The sequence below is a fragment of the Nocardioidaceae bacterium genome, from assembly GCA_018672315.1.
Taxonomy (GTDB): Bacteria; Actinomycetota; Actinomycetes; order Propionibacteriales; family Nocardioidaceae; genus TYQ2.
This window is the reverse complement of record CP076053.1, coordinates 2,385,764-2,401,312: the sequence shown is the minus strand read 5'-3', so window position 1 is coordinate 2,401,312 and position 15,549 is coordinate 2,385,764. Positions and strand designations below refer to the sequence as shown.

Annotated in this window: 15 protein-coding genes; 2 read left to right on the top strand and 13 right to left on the bottom strand. The window is 71.6% G+C overall.

Going from position 1 to position 15,549, the window contains the following annotated elements:
• Window positions 1-85 precede the first annotated feature (85 nt).
• The 6 genes from KLP28_11595 to ligD all read right to left on the bottom strand — a co-directional run bounded on the left by KLP28_11595 (window position 86) and on the right by ligD (window position 7,142).
• Window positions 86-682 carry a MazG family protein gene (locus tag KLP28_11595; GenBank protein QWC86950.1) on the bottom strand — a complete coding sequence of 199 codons (597 nt, stop codon included), beginning with the start codon at window positions 680-682 and terminating at the stop codon, window positions 86-88.
• Between the two features lie 74 nt (window positions 683-756).
• Window positions 757-1,413, bottom strand: coding sequence for a hypothetical protein (locus KLP28_11590; protein ID QWC84229.1), 657 nt, complete (start codon window positions 1,411-1,413; stop codon window positions 757-759).
• Between the two features lie 5 nt (window positions 1,414-1,418).
• The gene (gene mfd / locus KLP28_11585; protein QWC84228.1) at window positions 1,419-5,012 is read right to left on the bottom strand and encodes a transcription-repair coupling factor; all 3,594 of its coding nucleotides are present in this window, start codon (window positions 5,010-5,012) and stop codon (window positions 1,419-1,421) included.
• A gap of 128 nt (window positions 5,013-5,140) precedes the next feature.
• On the bottom strand, window positions 5,141-5,572 hold the full coding sequence (locus tag KLP28_11580; protein ID QWC84227.1) for a hypothetical protein: 432 nt from the start codon (window positions 5,570-5,572) through the stop codon (window positions 5,141-5,143).
• Window positions 5,573-5,691: 119 nt separating this feature from the next.
• Complete coding sequence (locus tag KLP28_11575) at window positions 5,692-6,006, bottom strand: hypothetical protein (protein ID QWC84226.1); 315 nt, start codon at window positions 6,004-6,006, stop codon at window positions 5,692-5,694.
• Between the two features lie 200 nt (window positions 6,007-6,206).
• Entirely contained in the window at window positions 6,207-7,142 is a 936-nt protein-coding gene (gene ligD / locus KLP28_11570; protein ID QWC84225.1) for a non-homologous end-joining DNA ligase, read from the bottom strand.
• A gap of 66 nt (window positions 7,143-7,208) precedes the next feature.
• Between ligD and KLP28_11565 the strand changes: the two genes are divergently transcribed.
• On the top strand, window positions 7,209-8,162 hold the full coding sequence (locus tag KLP28_11565; GenBank protein ID QWC84224.1) for an NYN domain-containing protein: 954 nt from the start codon (window positions 7,209-7,211) through the stop codon (window positions 8,160-8,162).
• Window positions 8,159-8,743 (top strand): hypothetical protein, encoded by a 585-nt coding sequence (locus KLP28_11560; GenBank protein QWC84223.1) that lies wholly within the window; start codon window positions 8,159-8,161, stop codon window positions 8,741-8,743. The genes KLP28_11565 and KLP28_11560 overlap by 4 nt, the downstream gene beginning before the upstream one ends.
• On the opposite strand, the gene KLP28_11555 is transcribed toward KLP28_11560, so the two are convergent.
• From KLP28_11555 to glmU, 7 genes are all read right to left on the bottom strand, one after another.
• Window positions 8,740-9,396, bottom strand: a complete 657-nt coding sequence (locus KLP28_11555; protein QWC84222.1) for an HAD-IA family hydrolase — start codon at window positions 9,394-9,396, stop codon at window positions 8,740-8,742. The two genes, KLP28_11560 and KLP28_11555, sit on opposite strands and share 4 nt — an antisense overlap.
• A 55-nt stretch (window positions 9,397-9,451) precedes the next feature.
• Window positions 9,452-10,258 carry a 3'(2'),5'-bisphosphate nucleotidase CysQ gene (locus tag KLP28_11550; protein QWC84221.1) on the bottom strand — a complete coding sequence of 269 codons (807 nt, stop codon included), beginning with the start codon at window positions 10,256-10,258 and terminating at the stop codon, window positions 9,452-9,454.
• 77 nt (window positions 10,259-10,335) lie between these two features.
• Complete coding sequence (locus KLP28_11545; GenBank protein QWC84220.1) at window positions 10,336-10,938, bottom strand: endonuclease domain-containing protein; 603 nt, start codon at window positions 10,936-10,938, stop codon at window positions 10,336-10,338.
• Window positions 10,939-11,485: 547 nt separating this feature from the next.
• Window positions 11,486-12,076, bottom strand: a complete 591-nt coding sequence (gene pth, locus KLP28_11540) for an aminoacyl-tRNA hydrolase (protein ID QWC84219.1) — start codon at window positions 12,074-12,076, stop codon at window positions 11,486-11,488.
• 7 nt (window positions 12,077-12,083) lie between these two features.
• On the bottom strand, window positions 12,084-12,773 hold the full coding sequence (locus KLP28_11535; protein QWC84218.1) for a 50S ribosomal protein L25/general stress protein Ctc: 690 nt from the start codon (window positions 12,771-12,773) through the stop codon (window positions 12,084-12,086).
• A 202-nt stretch (window positions 12,774-12,975) separates the two neighbouring features.
• The gene (locus KLP28_11530; protein ID QWC84217.1) at window positions 12,976-13,956 is read right to left on the bottom strand and encodes a ribose-phosphate diphosphokinase; all 981 of its coding nucleotides are present in this window, start codon (window positions 13,954-13,956) and stop codon (window positions 12,976-12,978) included.
• 105 nt (window positions 13,957-14,061) lie between these two features.
• Entirely contained in the window at window positions 14,062-15,447 is a 1,386-nt protein-coding gene (gene glmU, locus KLP28_11525; GenBank protein QWC86949.1) for a bifunctional UDP-N-acetylglucosamine diphosphorylase/glucosamine-1-phosphate N-acetyltransferase GlmU, read from the bottom strand.
• Between the last annotated feature and the right edge of the window lie 102 nt (window positions 15,448-15,549).

Below are 15,549 nucleotides of genomic sequence, written 5' to 3'. Positions count from 1 at the left end.
TCCTCGGGACGGGGGTGAGCAGGCGCGGTCCACCCTATCGACGCCGGAGGCCGGTTCCCCGACGGCTCGCCCGCGCCTGGTCTGCTCAGCGTCCGGCCGTGCGGCGACGGACGACCTCACGCAGCGCCTGCTCCGGGTCGGTGCCCTCGGCGTGCGCACGCTCGACCAGGCGCCACAGCTGCTCGCCGATCTCGTCGTCGTCATCGGTGGGCTCGGTCGGACCGTCGGCCGACCTCTCCAGACGCTCGACCGCCTTCAGCGCCGTGAGCAGCGCGGGGAGCGACGAGGGCACCCCCTCCATCAGCGACTCGCGGCGCTTCTCCGTGGCCTTGACCTGCTCCCAGCGCGCGTTCACCGCTGCCGCGTCGTCACGGTCGACGGGCGGCAGGCCGGTGCGGTCGTCTTCGCCGAAGACGTGCGGGTTGCGGCGCCTCAGCTTCGCGGTGATGCCTCGCGCGACGTCGGCGGCGCCGAAGGGCGTACGCCCCTGCGGTCCCTCCTCGGCGATCCGGGCATGGAAGACCACCTGGAGCAGCAGGTCGCCGAGCTCCTCGGCCACGTCGTCGGCGTCGCCGGTCTCGAGCGCGTCGACGACCTCGTACGCCTCCTCGACGAGGTAGCGCACGAGCGACTCGTGGGTCTGCGAGGCCTTCCAGGCGCACTCGCTCCGCAGGCGGTCCATCACCGCGACCAGCTCGGCGAAGGCCTCCCCCGCCTCGCCGGCCCCGTCAGCGGTCGGCCCGGTCACGGACCCGGTCAGGAGCAGACCTGCGTGGCCGGCAGCTCGCCGCCACCGTCGGCCGCGAGTGCGCCGTCGCTGACCGCGACCGAGAGCGAGGAGTCGCCCGGCACCAGCCGGCCGCTGTCCCACTCGCCGTAGCGGGGGTCCACCGAGACGTCCGGCGACTCGGCGGCCAGCCACTCCGAGTACGCCGCGCTGCCCGCCGCCAGTGCCGCGTCGGGATTCGCCTGCTCGGCCGGGTCGACCCGCTGCTCGCCGACGTTGACCAGCGTCTGCTGGGAGGCCAGCAGCGACGTGATCGTGTCGACGTAGTCCTGCTGCACCGCAGCCGGCAACGAGCGGGCGTCGTTCTGGATCTGCTCGATCGCGGGAGACTGGGAGAGCTGCCCCGGGGTGGGCAGGGCCCCTTCGCTGGCGCCGAAGCGCTCGATCAGCTCGGCTCCGACGAGGAACTCCACGGCCTTGCTCCGTGCGACGGCCTGCACGCCGCCGACGGTCTGGTCGACCAGGCAGACCACGGCGGCGGTCTCGTCGACCTGCTCCGGGCTGATGTCGGTGCTGCCGACCACGGCTGCCTGGCCGGGGTGGATGCCGCACCCGGTCAGGACGAGCGCACCCACGGCCGCAGCGGCAGCGGCAGCCCGGGCCCTGTGACGGTTGACTCGCGCCATCGGTCTCACTCCTTCGCACCGGCAGCCGTCGGCTGCTGCGGCTGGACCTGCTTGTCGATCACGGTGTCGATCACCTCGCGCACCCAGGCCAGCAGCGGCGCGTCGCGCAACGGCTGTCCGCCGACCACGGCGGTCGAGGGGCGGGGCACGAGCATGGTACTCAGCGCCGGCTTGTACAGCGCCTTCGGATGCAGCCGCTTCAGCCGCGCCTGCGCGGAGTCGGGCAGGTCGACCGGCGCGAAGCGCACGTTCTTGCCCGCCACCGAGATGTCCGTCAGCCCGGCCTTGCGCGCGCGGGCCCGCAACGAGGCGACCTGCAGCAGGGCCACCACCGGCAGCGGCGGCTCGCCGTACCGGTCGTCCAGCTCGAGGTTGATCGCGGCGACGTCGTCGTCGCTGCGCACCTCGCTGAGCCGCTTGTACATCTCCAGCCGCAGGCGCTCGGAGGAGATGTAGTCGTGCGGCAGGTGCGCGTCGATCGGCAGCTCGATGCGGACCTCCTCGAGCACGTCGTCGACACCGCCCTTGAAGTCGGCGACGGCCTCGCCGACGAGGCGTACGTACAGGTCGAAGCCCACGTCGGCGATGTGCCCGGACTGCTCGCCGCCCAGCAGGTTGCCCGCGCCGCGGATCTCCAGGTCCTTCATCGCGATCGCCATGCCGCCGCCGAGGTCGGAGTGCTGGGCCAGCGTCGCGAGGCGCTCGTGGGCGGTCTCGGTCAGGGGCTTGTCGGCCGGGTAGAGGAAGTACCCGTACGCCCGCTCTCGACCACGGCCCACCCGGCCGCGCAGCTGGTGCAGCTGGGAGAGCCCGAGGGTGTCGGAGCGCTCGATGATCATCGTGTTCGCGTTGGAGACGTCCAGGCCCGACTCCACGATGGTCGTGCACACCAGCACGTCGAACTTCTTCTCCCAGAAGCCGACCATGACCTCCTCGAGCTGCGCCTCACCCATCTGGCCGTGCGCCGTCGCGACGCGCGCCTCGGGCACGAGCTCCCGGATCCGGGCCGCAGCCTTGTCGATCGACTGCACCCGGTTGTGGATGAAGAAGACCTGCCCGTCGCGCAGCAGCTCGCGGCGCACGGCGGCGATGACCTGACGGTCCTCGTACGCCCCGACGTAGGTGAGCACGGGGTGCCGCTCCTCCGGCGGTGTGGCGATCGTCGACATCTCCCGGATGCCGGTGATGGCCATCTCCAGGGTGCGCGGGATCGGCGTGGCGCTCATGGCGAGCACGTCCACGCTCGTGCGCAGACGCTTCATCTGCTCCTTATGCTCGACACCGAAGCGCTGCTCCTCGTCGACGATGATGAGGCCGAGGTCCTTGAGGCGCACGTCGGGGTTCAGCAGCCGGTGGGTGCCGATGACGATGTCGACGGTGCCGTCGGCCAGGCCCGCCATGACCGCGGCGGACTCCTTCTCGGACTGGAAGCGGCTGAGCGCGCGCAGGTTCACCGGGAAGCCGGCCATGCGCTCGGAGAAGGTCGAGAAGTGCTGGGTGACCAGCAGCGTGGTCGGCACCAGCACGACGACCTGCTTGCCGTCCTGCACCGCCTTGAAGGCCGCCCGCACCGCGATCTCGGTCTTGCCGTAGCCGACGTCGCCGCACACGAGCCGGTCCATCGGCACGATCTGCTGCATGTCGGCCTTGACCTCGTCGACCGTCGAGAGCTGGTCGGGGGTCTCGACGAAGGGGAAGGCGTCCTCGAGCTCGCGCTGCCAGGGGGTGTCGGCCCCGAAGGCGTACCCCTTGCTGGCCTGCCGGGCGGCGTACAGCTTGATCAGCTCGGCCGCGATCTCCTTGACCGCGCGACGCGCGCGGTTCTTGCGCTTGGTCCAGTCGCCGCCGCCGAGTCGGTCCAGCGAGGGCTGCTCGCCGCCGACGTAGCGGGTGACCTGGTCCAGCGTGTCGGCAGGGACCATGAGGGTGTCCGGCGGGGCACCCCGCTTGGAGGAGCCGTACTCGAGCACGAGGTACTCCCGCGTCGCCCCGTGCATCTCGCGCTGCCGCATCTCCACGAACCGGCCCACGCCGTGCTGCTCGTGCACCACGTAGTCGCCCTTGGTGAGCTCCAGCGGGTCGATCTGCTTCTTGCGCCGCGCAGGCATCTTGCGCATGTCCTTGGTGGAGGACTTCTGCCCGGTGATGTCGTCGCCGGTGAGGACGACCAGCTCCGCGCGCTCGGCGACGAGACCGTGCTCGAGGCAACCGGTGCCGACGACGGCGACACCCGGCGGGATCTGCGCGGTGCGGCCGAGGTCCTTGACGAGCCGGGCCGGCACGTCGCGGTCGGCGAGCAGCTCCTTCATGCGCTCGGCCGGGCCGTGACCCTGATGCACCAGCACGACCTTGCGGCCCTCACCGAGCCAGCGGCGCACGTCGGCGACGGCCTTCTCGACGTCGCCACGGTAGGGGTCGACGGCGGCGACCTGGGGCGTGCGCGACTCGACGCCGCGCATCCCGTCGGCCGGGCCGGCGAGCTCGCCGAGGTCCTCCCCGTCGATCCCGAACGGGCTCAGCGACCACCACGTACGCCCTGTGCCCAGCGTGTGCTCGCGCACGTCGCCGAGGCTCCGGTACGAGGCGGCCTGCAGGTCCACGGGTGCCTCTCCCCCGCCCGCGGCGACCGCCCACGAGGCGGAGAGGAACTCCTCGGAGGTCGCGACCAGGTCCTCGGCACGACGACGGGCGCGCTCGGGGTCCATCAGCAGCACGGCGGCGTCGTCGGGCATGAGGTCGACGAGCAGCTCCATGTCCTCGACGAGCGCGGGGGCGAGCGACTCCATGCCCTCGACCGCGATGCCCTCGGCCATCTTGTCGGTGATCTCGGCGAGCTCGGGGTGCTTCGTGCCGAGCTCGCGCGCGGCCTGGCGTACCTCGTCGGTCAGCAGCAGCTCGCGGCACGGCGGCGCCCAGACCCGGGGCCGGGTCTCGAGCGTGCGCTGGTCGGCGACGGAGAACGCGCGGATCTCCTCGACGTCGTCGCCCCAGAACTCCACCCGCAGCGGGTGCTCCTCGGTCGGCGGGAAGATGTCGACGAGGCCGCCGCGCACGGCGAACTCGCCGCGCTTCTCGACCAGGTCGACCCGGGTGTACGCCGCGGCGGTAAGTGCCCGCACCGTGTCGTCGAGGTCGGCCGGCTGTCCGACCGCGAGCTCGACGGGCTCCAGGTCGGCCAGTCCCCTGACCTGCGGCTGGAGCACCGACCGGACCGGCGCGACGACCACCCGCAGCGGACCCGTGCCCTCGGCCTCACCGGGGTGAGCGAGGCGACGGAGCACCGCCAGGCGACGTCCGACGGTGTCGCTGCGGGGGCTCAGCCGCTCGTGGGGCAGGGTCTCCCAGCTCGGGAAGTGGGCGATCGTGTCCGGGTCGACGAAGTCGCCGAGCACGGTGACGAGGTCCTCCGCCTCGCGCGTGGTCGCCGTCACGGCGAGCACGGTGCGCCCTGCCTCGACGAGGCCGGCGACCGCGAAGGGACGCAGCGCCTCGGGTGCGGTGAGGTCGAGGGTTGCGGCCTCACCTGCGCGCAGCTCTGCGAGGGAGGCCTCCAGCGCGCGGTCGGTGAGGACGAGGTCGGACAGGGCGGTCAGGCTCAACAGGGTTCCTTCACGGCTTGCCTCGGAGACGTGCACGGCACGCACGCAGACCCCCGGCCGAGATCGGCAGGGGGTGTGGTCTCGATTCTAGGTCGCGCTGCCGTCCCGGCGAACTCCTGCGACCGAGGTCACCGCCGCGGGTAGGCCCAGAAGTCCGTCGATGCGAGCTCGCGGGCCGCGGTGACGTCGCGGTTGCTGTGGCGCATGAGGCGGGAGACGACGAGCACGGCCGCAGCGAAGGCGCCTGAGGGCACGGCGCAGAAGATCACGCCTATCTCGAGGAGCCAGGGGGCTGCGACCGCGAGGCCCACCCACCTCGCCAGGACGGGACGACCGATGGCGACCCAGCCGGCGGCGACGACAGCGCCGGCCGACGACCACAGCAGCAGGAGCCACACCGTGGCCGCCGCGCCCGAGATGGACGGAGCGGACACGTCGGTGCCGGCGTACGCGAAGTAGACGATCACGCTCGCGTAGAAGGCGCCGGTCGCGACCACACCCGACAGCACCGCCGCCGCAGCCCATCGCAGGCCCGCCCGGACGACCGGCCACATCCCCATGCCCGCAGGATCGCACGACTCGCCCCGTCGAGGGCCGACCACAGCGACAGGACCGAACGCCGGCGTAAGGCCTCAGCGGGGCCAATTCGACGATCGCACCTGTTCTTGTGGTCCGAGCCTCATCCGTCCAGGCGGACCGAGGAGACGATGGGGCGCCACAGCGACTCATCGACCACGTCGTCTGAGCCCTGCACGACGACCTGGATGGTCCGCTCGTCACTGTCGCGCCCGAAGCTGGCGCACACGACCGTGTCGTCCTCGACGGCGGCACCGTCCCCTGGTGCACGCGCGTCGAAGACATTGAGGCTGTCGAGCCCCGGCCTCAGCTCCTCCGAGCGGGCTTCGCCCGTGCCCGGGCAGGCTGCGACGGCGTCAGCAGGCAGGGCGACTTCGGTGCTCGGCAGTTCCTCGCGGAAGACGTCGAGGCGCCCCATGGTCCGACCGTCGACGACCAGCCCCCGACTGAGCAGCGCGTCCCCGCGCGGTCGCACGTCCGTGGTGCTGGTCGGAGGAAGCGACAGCGAGCCGCCGTCGAAGGTGACCCGCGACCAGTCCGACGGCACCTCCGACGACGCGGAGCACGCAGTGAGAGTGCCGAGCGCAAGGACGCCTGCCGAGGCAAGCCGTCGAGCGCTCACCCGTCGACCTCGTCGCGGTCGGCCCACTGCAGCAGTGGCGCGATGTCGAAGACGTGGTCATCGATGTCGGCGTGCAGGTCACCGATCTCGGCGTACCGGCCCGGCACGGTGGCGATGGTGAAGTCGTCGGGCTCGACGTCGTCGACCTCGCTCCACCGGATCGGCGTGGACACGGTGCCGCGGGGGTTGCCGCGCACCGAGTACGCCGCCGCGATCGTGTGGTCGCGTGCGTTCTGGTTGCCGTCGACGAAGAGCTTGGTCGGGTCGCGGTCCTTGCGCCACCACGCGGTGGTGACGTCCTCGGGCGTACGCCGCTCCACCTCCCGGCCGAACGCGATGGCCGCGCGGCGTACGTCGTCGAACCCGTGGTCGGGGCTGATGCGGACGTACACGTGCATGCCGGTGCCTCCCGAGGTCTTCGGGAAGCCGACCGCGCCCAGCTCGCGCAGCAGGTCGTGCACGACGTGGGTGACGCGCTGCACCGTGGCCCAGTCGCACTCCTCCCCCGGGTCCAGGTCGATGCGCCACTCGTCGGGCTTCTCGACGTCGGCGCGGCGGCTGTTCCAGGGGTGGAACTCCACGGTGGACATCTGGATGGCCCAGATCACCTGCGCGAGCTCGGTGACGCACAGCTCGTCGGCGTACCGGTCGTAGCGCGGGAAGTGCACCCGCACCGTCTCCATCCACGGCGGGGCGCCGCGGGGCAGCCGCTTCTGGTGCACCTTCTCGCCGTCGACCCCGTCCGGGAAGCGGTGCATCATGCAGGGACGCTCGCGCATGGCGTTGACGATGCCGTCGCCGACACTCAGGTAGTAGCGGGCGAGGTCGAGCTTGGTCTCACCGCGTTCGGAGAAGTAGACACGGTCGGGGTTCGAGAGGCGTACGACCTTGTCGTCGACCTCGAGCTCGATCGCGGGGCTCTTGCTCGCCATGGGACCTTCCTACCCGAGCACGCCGCGCACGCGCGTCCTCCGGCGGCTGGCCGTAGGGTCGGGCGCATGTCCAGCTCCGACAACATGCGTCTCGCCGTCCTCATCGACGCCGACAACGCCCAGGCCAGCCTCACCTCCGCGATGCTCGCCGAGCTGGCGAAGTACGGCACGTTGACGGTGAAGCGGGCGTACGGCGACTGGACGACCACGCGCCTGGGCGGCTGGAAGAAGCAGCTCAACGAGAACGCGATCACGCCGATGCAGCAGTTCGCGTACACCACGGGCAAGAACGCCACGGACTCCGCGATGATCATCGACGCGATGGACCTGCTCTACGCAGCAGACCTCGACGGATTCTGCATCGTCTCCTCCGACTCCGACTTCACGCGCCTCGCGACGCGGCTGCGTGAGTCGGGCAAGACCGTCTACGGCCTCGGCCAGCGCAAGACCCCCGGTCCCTTCATCGCCGCGTGCGACAAGTTCATCTTCGCCGAGGTGCTCGGCGGCGGGTCCGCCAAGCCGACCGGCGGAGGTGGCGGAGGGTCGCGCCGCGGCAAGGGTGGGGCCAAGAAGAAGGCCGACACCGAGCCCACCGTCGAGGTGCAGGAGACCGAGCCGCAGGACACGTCCGGCGACGAGTCCGGTGACGAGTCCAGGGCCACGACCACGGTCTCGCGGCGTACGCGGGGCAAGACGAAGCAGGCGCCCGAACCGGATCCCGTCGAGGACGTCGACGACGACGTGGACGAGCTCGAGGACTCCTCCGAGGACGAGGAGTTCCCTGCGATCGAGGAGCTCCTGCAGCCCGCCATCGAGGGCACGGCCAAGGAGTCCGGATGGGCGTCGCTGGGTCAGGTCGGCTCCTACGTCAACAAGCGCCACTCCTCCTTCGACCCGCGCAACTACGGCTACCCGCGGCTGTCGGTGCTGGTCGGCGACCTCGACTGGGTCGAGGTCAAGGAGGTGCCGGACGCGAACGACTTCCCCCAGCTGTGGGTGCGCGTCGCAGGCAAGCCGTGAGCGGGCCCGCGTACGACAGCGCGCCCCCCGGTGGCGGGGAGCGCGCCCGCCCGCTGACGCTGGTGGTGATCGGCTTCCTGGTCGTGATCGCCGACCTGCGCGCCGACGGGTTCGACCTGCTGCCGGACCCGATCGGCTGGGTGCTCGTCGTGATCGGTCTCGCCCCGCTGCGGGGGCGCCATCCCGGGTTCTCGGTCGCCTACGGGACGGCGATCGCCCTGGTGCCCCTCTCGCTGCTGCTGCTCTCCTCCGTCGACCTGCTCGACGGGGCCGCGGCCCGGGCCGCGAGCCTCCTCGACACCCTGACCACGGTCGCCGTCGAAGCCGGGGTGCTGCTCGGCGTCGCAGCTCTCACCGCCCGCGAGAGGACGCGCCGCATCGCCCTGGTCGCGCTCGCGGGCGCCGCGCTCGCCGCGGTCATCGGCGCCGCCTCGGCGCTCTTCGCGCCGGTCGAGCAGACGACCGTGTCCGGCGGCTCCGCCGCGCTGCTCGTGGTGGTCGTCGTCGCCGTCCTGGTGCTGCTCCTCGCGGCGCTGCTCTGGCTCTACCGGGTCGGGGCGGAGCCCGAGTTCCGCCGCTAGGAGGCAGGCGCCTCGACGGGCAGGTCGTACGCGGCGAGCTCACGACGCAACGCGTCGGCACCGTCCTCGTAGTGCCAGTGCACGGCGTTCAAGCCGACCGACCGGGCCGACTCGACGTGGTAGAGCCGGTCGTCGATGAACAGCACCTGCTCACCGGGCTGGTCGAGCTGCTCGAGGATCGAGCCGAAGAAGCGCGGGTCGGGCTTCGCGTAGCCGAGGTCGCAGGAGTAGAAGGACACGTCGACCATGTCGTCGTACCCGAGCCCGGTGCGCATGTGCTCGGCCCGCCGGCGGTGCTGGTTCGTCGCGATCCCGACGTGCACGCCCGCGTCGCGGAGCTCGGCACGGATCTCGTGGCCGGGCTCGTGCAGCTCGATGTCGACGTGCACCCGCACGATCTCCTCGGGGTCCACGTCCCAGCCGCGGGCCGTGACGAGCCCGGTGATGACCTCGTGGAAGTCGCGCAGGTCGTACTGCGCCGGCAGCTGGGCCTCGCCGATGAGGTCCTCGAGCTCGTCGGACTCGTCCTCGGACAGCACGTGGTGGAAGCGGCTCCCGCGGCCGCCCGCGACGGCCTGGAGCACTCCGTCGCAGTCGAAGAGCACGGTGCGGATGCGGGCGTCGGCCGGGGTGTGCGTGGGTGAAGAGGTCATCCTCGTTGCTTCCCGGTGGGCACGGGTCGCAACCAGCACGTGCGGGTGGGACCCCTCAGTCGGTGCCGTGCTCGGCGATGAAGGCGAGGATGCGCTCGCTCAGCTCGGGCCGGCAGACGATCAGGTCCGGCAGGTAGACGTCGTCCTGGTTGTACTTCAGCGGTGAGCCGTCGACGCGGCTGGTGAACAGTCCCGCGGCGCGAGCGACTGCCACCGGGGCGGCCGAGTCCCACTCGAACTGGCCACCGGCGTGCACGTAGGCGTCGGAGACGTCCCGCACCACCGAGAGCACCTTCGCGCCGGCAGACCCCATCGGCACCTTCTCGCCGCCCATCGCCTCGACCATCGCCTCGACGAAGGCGGGCGGTCGACTGCGGGAGACCGCGATGCGCGGCACGTCGACCTGTCGCGCCGGCACGGTCGGCGGCTCACCGGTGTGGAAGGTCGCGGCGAGTCCCGGCTGCGCCACGGCGCCTGCCGCGAGCTCGCCCCGGCCCGAGGCGTCCCGCCGCCACAGGGCGACGTGGATCGCCCAGTCCTCGCGCGGCGGCTCGGAGAACTCGCGGGTTCCGTCGAGGGGGTCGACGATCCACACGCGTTCGGCGTCGAGGCGGGCCTTGTCGTCCTTGCCCTCCTCGCTCAGCACGGCGTCGTCGGGCCGGTGCTCGGCCAGCACCTTCATCAGGAACTCGTGTGCGGCGCGGTCACCGGCGTCCTTGAGCTCGCGACCTTCGAGGCCCTGCGTACGCACCTGCTCGAGCAGCGCCCCGGCCCGTGTCGCTGCCCAGGCGGCGAGCACGTGGTCGTCGGTCTGCACCCCGGCGGGTGCTGTGCCTGCGTCGAAGCCGTCGTAGGAGGTCATGCGCCCGACCCTAGTCCTCGCGCCGACGCCTCTGGCGTCCCCGTCGCGGTGCACTCGGCAGCGATGCGGTGCGCGGGTCAGGCGACCCGGCCGCTGGGGCTGACAGGTGCACCGCGGAAGCTGGGACCGAGCACCCAACCACGGGGTCTGACCCAGGCGCGGGCCCTGGCATGCCCGCGAGCCAACCGGTGCAGCACCCGGGCCGGCGTACGCATGTCGACCGCCGTGAACCTCACCGGCTCGAGTCCCACCTCCCGGTAGAGGTCGTCCTTCTCGGCGTCACGGGTGCGACGTCCGACCTCGGCGTGGGCGCCGCCGTCGTACTCGACGACCAGACCGCTCTCGGGCTCCAGCAGATCCGGAACTGCCAACGGTCGACCGTCCCGGTCGTGGACCCAGCGGTTCACCACCGGCTCCGGCAGCTCGCTGTCGAGCACCCACAACAGGCGGAGCCTCGTCTCGGGTGGGGACTCACTGGCGCCGTCAGCCAGGGCGAGCACACGCTGCACCTCGAAGCGCGTGGGCATCCGACGGCGACCGTCGACGAGCCGTCTCATGTCCTCCACCGTGCACAGACCCGCCGCTGCCGTCATGTCCACGGCGACCACTGCTTCGCGGGGGTGTCCGGTGTCGACGAGGCGCACGACCTCGTGCACGGCGGCCTCTGCTGCGGGGACCACGCTCAAGCCACCCATCAACTCTGCGGGCGGCAGGGCTGAGCGGCGATGCCAGCGCACGTGTCCCCGAACGCGGGGGTGGAGCGCCCGTGGGACGAGAACGTCGACCGGAACCGGCGACGCGAAGAACAACGCGCCGTGCAGGAGCAGGCCGGCCGAGCCGGTGATCATGGCACCGTCCGGCAGCGGTGTGGCACGTTCGACGACGAGCTGCTCGGGTGAGCGAGGAGTGTCGCGCGGCACGAAGAGGCCCGCACCGGTGCGGCGCCAGTTCGGGCCGTAGGCACTGCCCCGTGTCGGGCCCCCGGGGTCCCCGACGCGAAGCGGCGCTTGGACCCGGAGCCGACCCTGGCGTAGGACTCTGAAGGCATCGGACATGGCCTCATGGTGCGTGAGAGGCCGTGTCCTGGACCGTCCCTGACGACGAACTGTGGACAACGCAGTCCTTCGCGGTGCACACGTCAGGCCGAGAAGTCACCGAGCATGTCAGCGGCACCGCGAAGCCGGCGGATGCACCGCAGACAGGTGAGCCGTCAACTGGGCCGTTCCCTCAGCGGTTGAAGCGCTGCTGCGTCGCAGCCAGGCCGTGCTCGAGCAGGCACTCGACGGCGTCGGCGGCGTCGACCAGCTGCAGTGGCAGCTCCTTGCGCTCGGCGCCCGAGTAGGACGAGAGCACGAAGTCCGCCGGGGCCTGGCGGCTCGGGGGCCGGCCGACGCCGCAGCGCACGCGGTAGAAGTCGCCGGTGCCGAGCGAGGAGCGCATCGACTTCAGGCCGTTGTGGCCGTTGTCGCCGCCGCCGAACTTGGTGCGCAGCGTGCCGAAGTCGATGTCGAGCTCGTCGTGGATCGCCACGACCTGCTCGGCGGGCACCTTGTAGAAGGTCGCCAGCGCCTTGACGGGTCCGCCTGTCTCGTTCATGAAGCAGCGGGGGCGTACGAGCACCACGCGCGCCGCGTCGACACCGGGCGGCGCCAGTCGTCCCTCGACGACCTGCGCCCGCCCGGACTTGTGGCTCTTCCAACTCGACCCCATGCGCGAGGCGAGCTCGTCGCACACCATGTACCCGACGTTGTGCCGGGTGTCGGCGTAGGTGGGGCCCGGGTTGCCGAGCCCCACCACCAGCCAGGGTGCGGAGGTCACTCCGTCATCAGTCCTCGTCGGACCCGCTCGCGTCGCCCTCGGAGTCGCCGGACTCGGCAGCCGGCTCCCCGGCCTCGTCCTCGGACTCCTCGCGCTCGATGCCGGCCTCTTCCTCGGCCGCCTCGAGCTCGGCCTCGACCTCGGCGGCCGTCGGCGCGTGGACGACGTTGATCACGAGCTCGTCGTCGTCGTTGAGGACCATCGCGCCCTCGCGCAGCTCGAGCTGACCGGCGGTGAACTGCGTACCGGCCTCGAGGCCCGTGACGTCGACGTCGGCGGTCTCGGGGATGCTCAACGGGTCGGCCTCGACGGTGACGGTGTTGAGCTCGAAGGTCACGAGCGCGTCGTCGGCGGGCTCGCCGATCACGTTCACGGGCACCTCGACGGTGACCTTCTCGCCCTTCTTCACCAGCACGAAGTCGACGTGCTCGAGGAAGCCCTTGATGGGGTCGGACTGGACCTGCTTGGTCAGCGCGAGGCGCTTGTCGCCGGCCAGGTCGATCTCGACGATCGCGTTCACTCCGCCGTGCTTGAGCGCCATCATCGTGTCGTGGCCCGGCAGGGTGATGTGCTCGACGTCGCCGCCCGGGGCGTACAGGACGGCGGGCACCTTGTCCTCGCGACGGATGCGGCGCGCGGCGCCCTTGCCGAACGCGGTGCGGGCCTCGGCCTTGACGGTGTCGTACTTGCTTGCCATGGGTTTCTCCTGAGCGTCGAAAGGGTGCGGTGGGACCCGGCGCGCGCGGAGGGCCTGGAGCTCGTGACCCGAGACTCCGGCAGACCGCGTCGATCACGGAGCGGCGTACGCTCCCTCGCCGAGGCAACCTGGACAGACTACTAGGCCACCGGCACCGACCACCACTCGGGCCGGGCCCGCGATCCCGCGGTCGGCGTGGCGGTCAGGCGCGGCCGTCGAAGAGCGAGGTGACCGAGCCGTCCTCGAAGACCTCACGGATCGCGCGACTCAGCAGCGGTGCGATCGACAGCTCGGTGAGCTTGTCGAAGCGGTCCTCGGCGGCGACGGGCAGCGTGTTCGTGATGATGACCTCGGAGGCCACCGAGTTCTTCAGCCGGTCGACCGCCGGGTCGGAGAGGATCGCGTGGGTCGCCGCGATGATCACGCCCGCCGCGCCGTCCTCCATGATCGCCTCCGCGGCCTTCACGATCGTGCCGCCGGTGTCGATCATGTCGTCGACCAGCACGCAGATCCGGTCCGTGACGTCGCCGACGACCCGGTTCGCGACCGACTCGTTCGGACGCGTGATGTCGCGCGTCTTGTGGATGAACGCCAGCGGCGCACCCCCGAGGCGGCGGGACCACTGCTCGGCGACCTTGATGCGGCCGGCGTCGGGCGAGACGACCGCGAGGCGCTGGTCGCCGTACTTCTCGTTCACGTAGTCGGTGAGGATCGGCAGGGCCATCAGGTGGTCGACCGGACCGTCGAAGAAGCCCTGGATCTGGTCGGTGTGCAGGTCCACCGCGATGAGCCGGTCGGCGCCCGCGGTCTTGAACAGGTCGGCCATCAGACGCGCCGAGATGGGCTCACGCCCACGGTGCTTCTTGTCCTGGCGCGCGTACCCGTAGAACGGCATCACCACGGTGATGCGCTTGGCCGAGGCGCGCTTCAGCGCGTCGACCATGATCAGGTGCTCCATGATCCACTCGTTGACCGGCGCGGTGTGGCTCTGGATCACGAAGGCGTCGCAGCCGCGCACCGACTCGTCGAAGCGCACGTAGATCTCGGAGTTCGCGAAGGTGTACGCGTCCATCGGCACCAGGTCCGTGGCGAGCTCCTGGGCGACCTGCGCGGCCAGGAGCGGGTGTGCCCGGCCGGAGAAGACCATCAGGTTCTTCTCGGTGGTGCGCTTCATGCCGCTCATGGGTCTCCCTGGCTCGGCGGTGCGGTGTCGTGCGGTCCCGTGTGGTGCGGTGCCCATCCTCACCCAGCACCGGCGCGGAGGTGAAGCCGCGCCGGTGTGAGATGACTATCCGCGCCTGGCGCGTCGCTTCGCGACCCAGCCCTCGATGATCCGCAGCGGCCCGGCGGAGACGGCGAGCGCGCCGTCCGGCACGTCCTCCCGGACGACGGTGCCGCCGCCGGTCATCGCGCCGTCACCGATGCGGACCGGCGCGACGAAGGTGTTGTTGGACCCCGTGCGAGTCCCGTCCCCCACGACCGTGCGGTGCTTGGTGTGACCGTCGTAGTTGGCGAAGACGGTGCCGGCGCCGATGTTGGACCCGTCCCCGATCTCCGCGTCCCCGACGTAGGACAGGTGAGGCACCTTCGAGCCCTCACCGAGGGAGGCGTTCTTGGTCTCGACGTACGCCCCGATCTTCGAGCGGGCCGCGAGCCGGGTGCCGGGGCGCAGGTAGGAGAACGGGCCGACGCTCGCGCCCTCGCCGATCTCGGCGCCCTCCGCGTGCGTACGCACCACGCCGGCCCCCGCGCCGACCACCACGTCACGGAGCGTGGTGCCGGGGCCGACCGTCGCGCCGGTCGCCACGGTGGTCGCTCCGTGCAGCTGGGTGCCCGGGAGCAGGGTGACGTCGGCCTCGAGGCGCACGGTGACGTCGACCCAGGTCGTGGTCGGGTCGACCACGGTGACACCGTCCTTCATCCACGTCTCGAGCACCCGCTCGTTGAGCAGCCGGCCGAGCTTGGCCAGCTGGGCCCTGTCGTTCGCACCCTCGGTCTCCCCGACGTCCTCGACGCGGTGGGCTCCCACCGTGTGCCCGTCGGCGCGCGCCAGGGCCACGGCGTCGGTCAGGTAGTACTCCTCCTTCGCGTTGTCGTTGCGCAGTCGCGGCAGGACCGAGCGCAGGAAGGCGGCGTCGAACGCGAGGATCCCGGAGTTGATCTCGTCGATGCGGCGCTGGGCCTCGGTGCACTCCTTCTCCTCGACGATGGCCGCGACGGCGGCCGAGACGTCCTGCCGGCCGGTGTCGTCGGGTCCTCCCTCGCGGACGATGCGGCCGTAGCCGTGCGGGTCGGGCACGCTCCCGGTCAGGATGCTGACCGCGTGGTCCGAGGCCGCGTGCGACGCCACGAACGCCGCGAGGGTCTCACCGCGCAGCAGCGGCGTGTCGCCGGTGCAGACCAGCACCGTGCCATCGCCGCCGAGCTCCGCGCCGGCGACGCGGGCGGCGTCGGCCGCCACCCGGACCGCGTGCCCGGTGCCCTCCTGCGTCTCCTGCACCGCCAGCACCGTCGAGGGCAGCAGCTGCTGGGCGTGCGGGCCCACCTGTCCGCGCTGGTGGCCGACGACCGTGACGACCTGACGGGGATGCAGCGCCTCCACGGCGTGCAGCACGTGCCCGAGCATCGAGCGGCCCCCGATGGGGTGCAGCACCTTCATGGTCGAGGATTTCATGCGGGTTCCCCCGCCGGCGGCGAGGACGACGACGGTGACGTCGGGTGCGGGCACGGGGACTCCTGGGATCGGTGGCCTCGGCGCGACCTGGGGCCGGCGAGC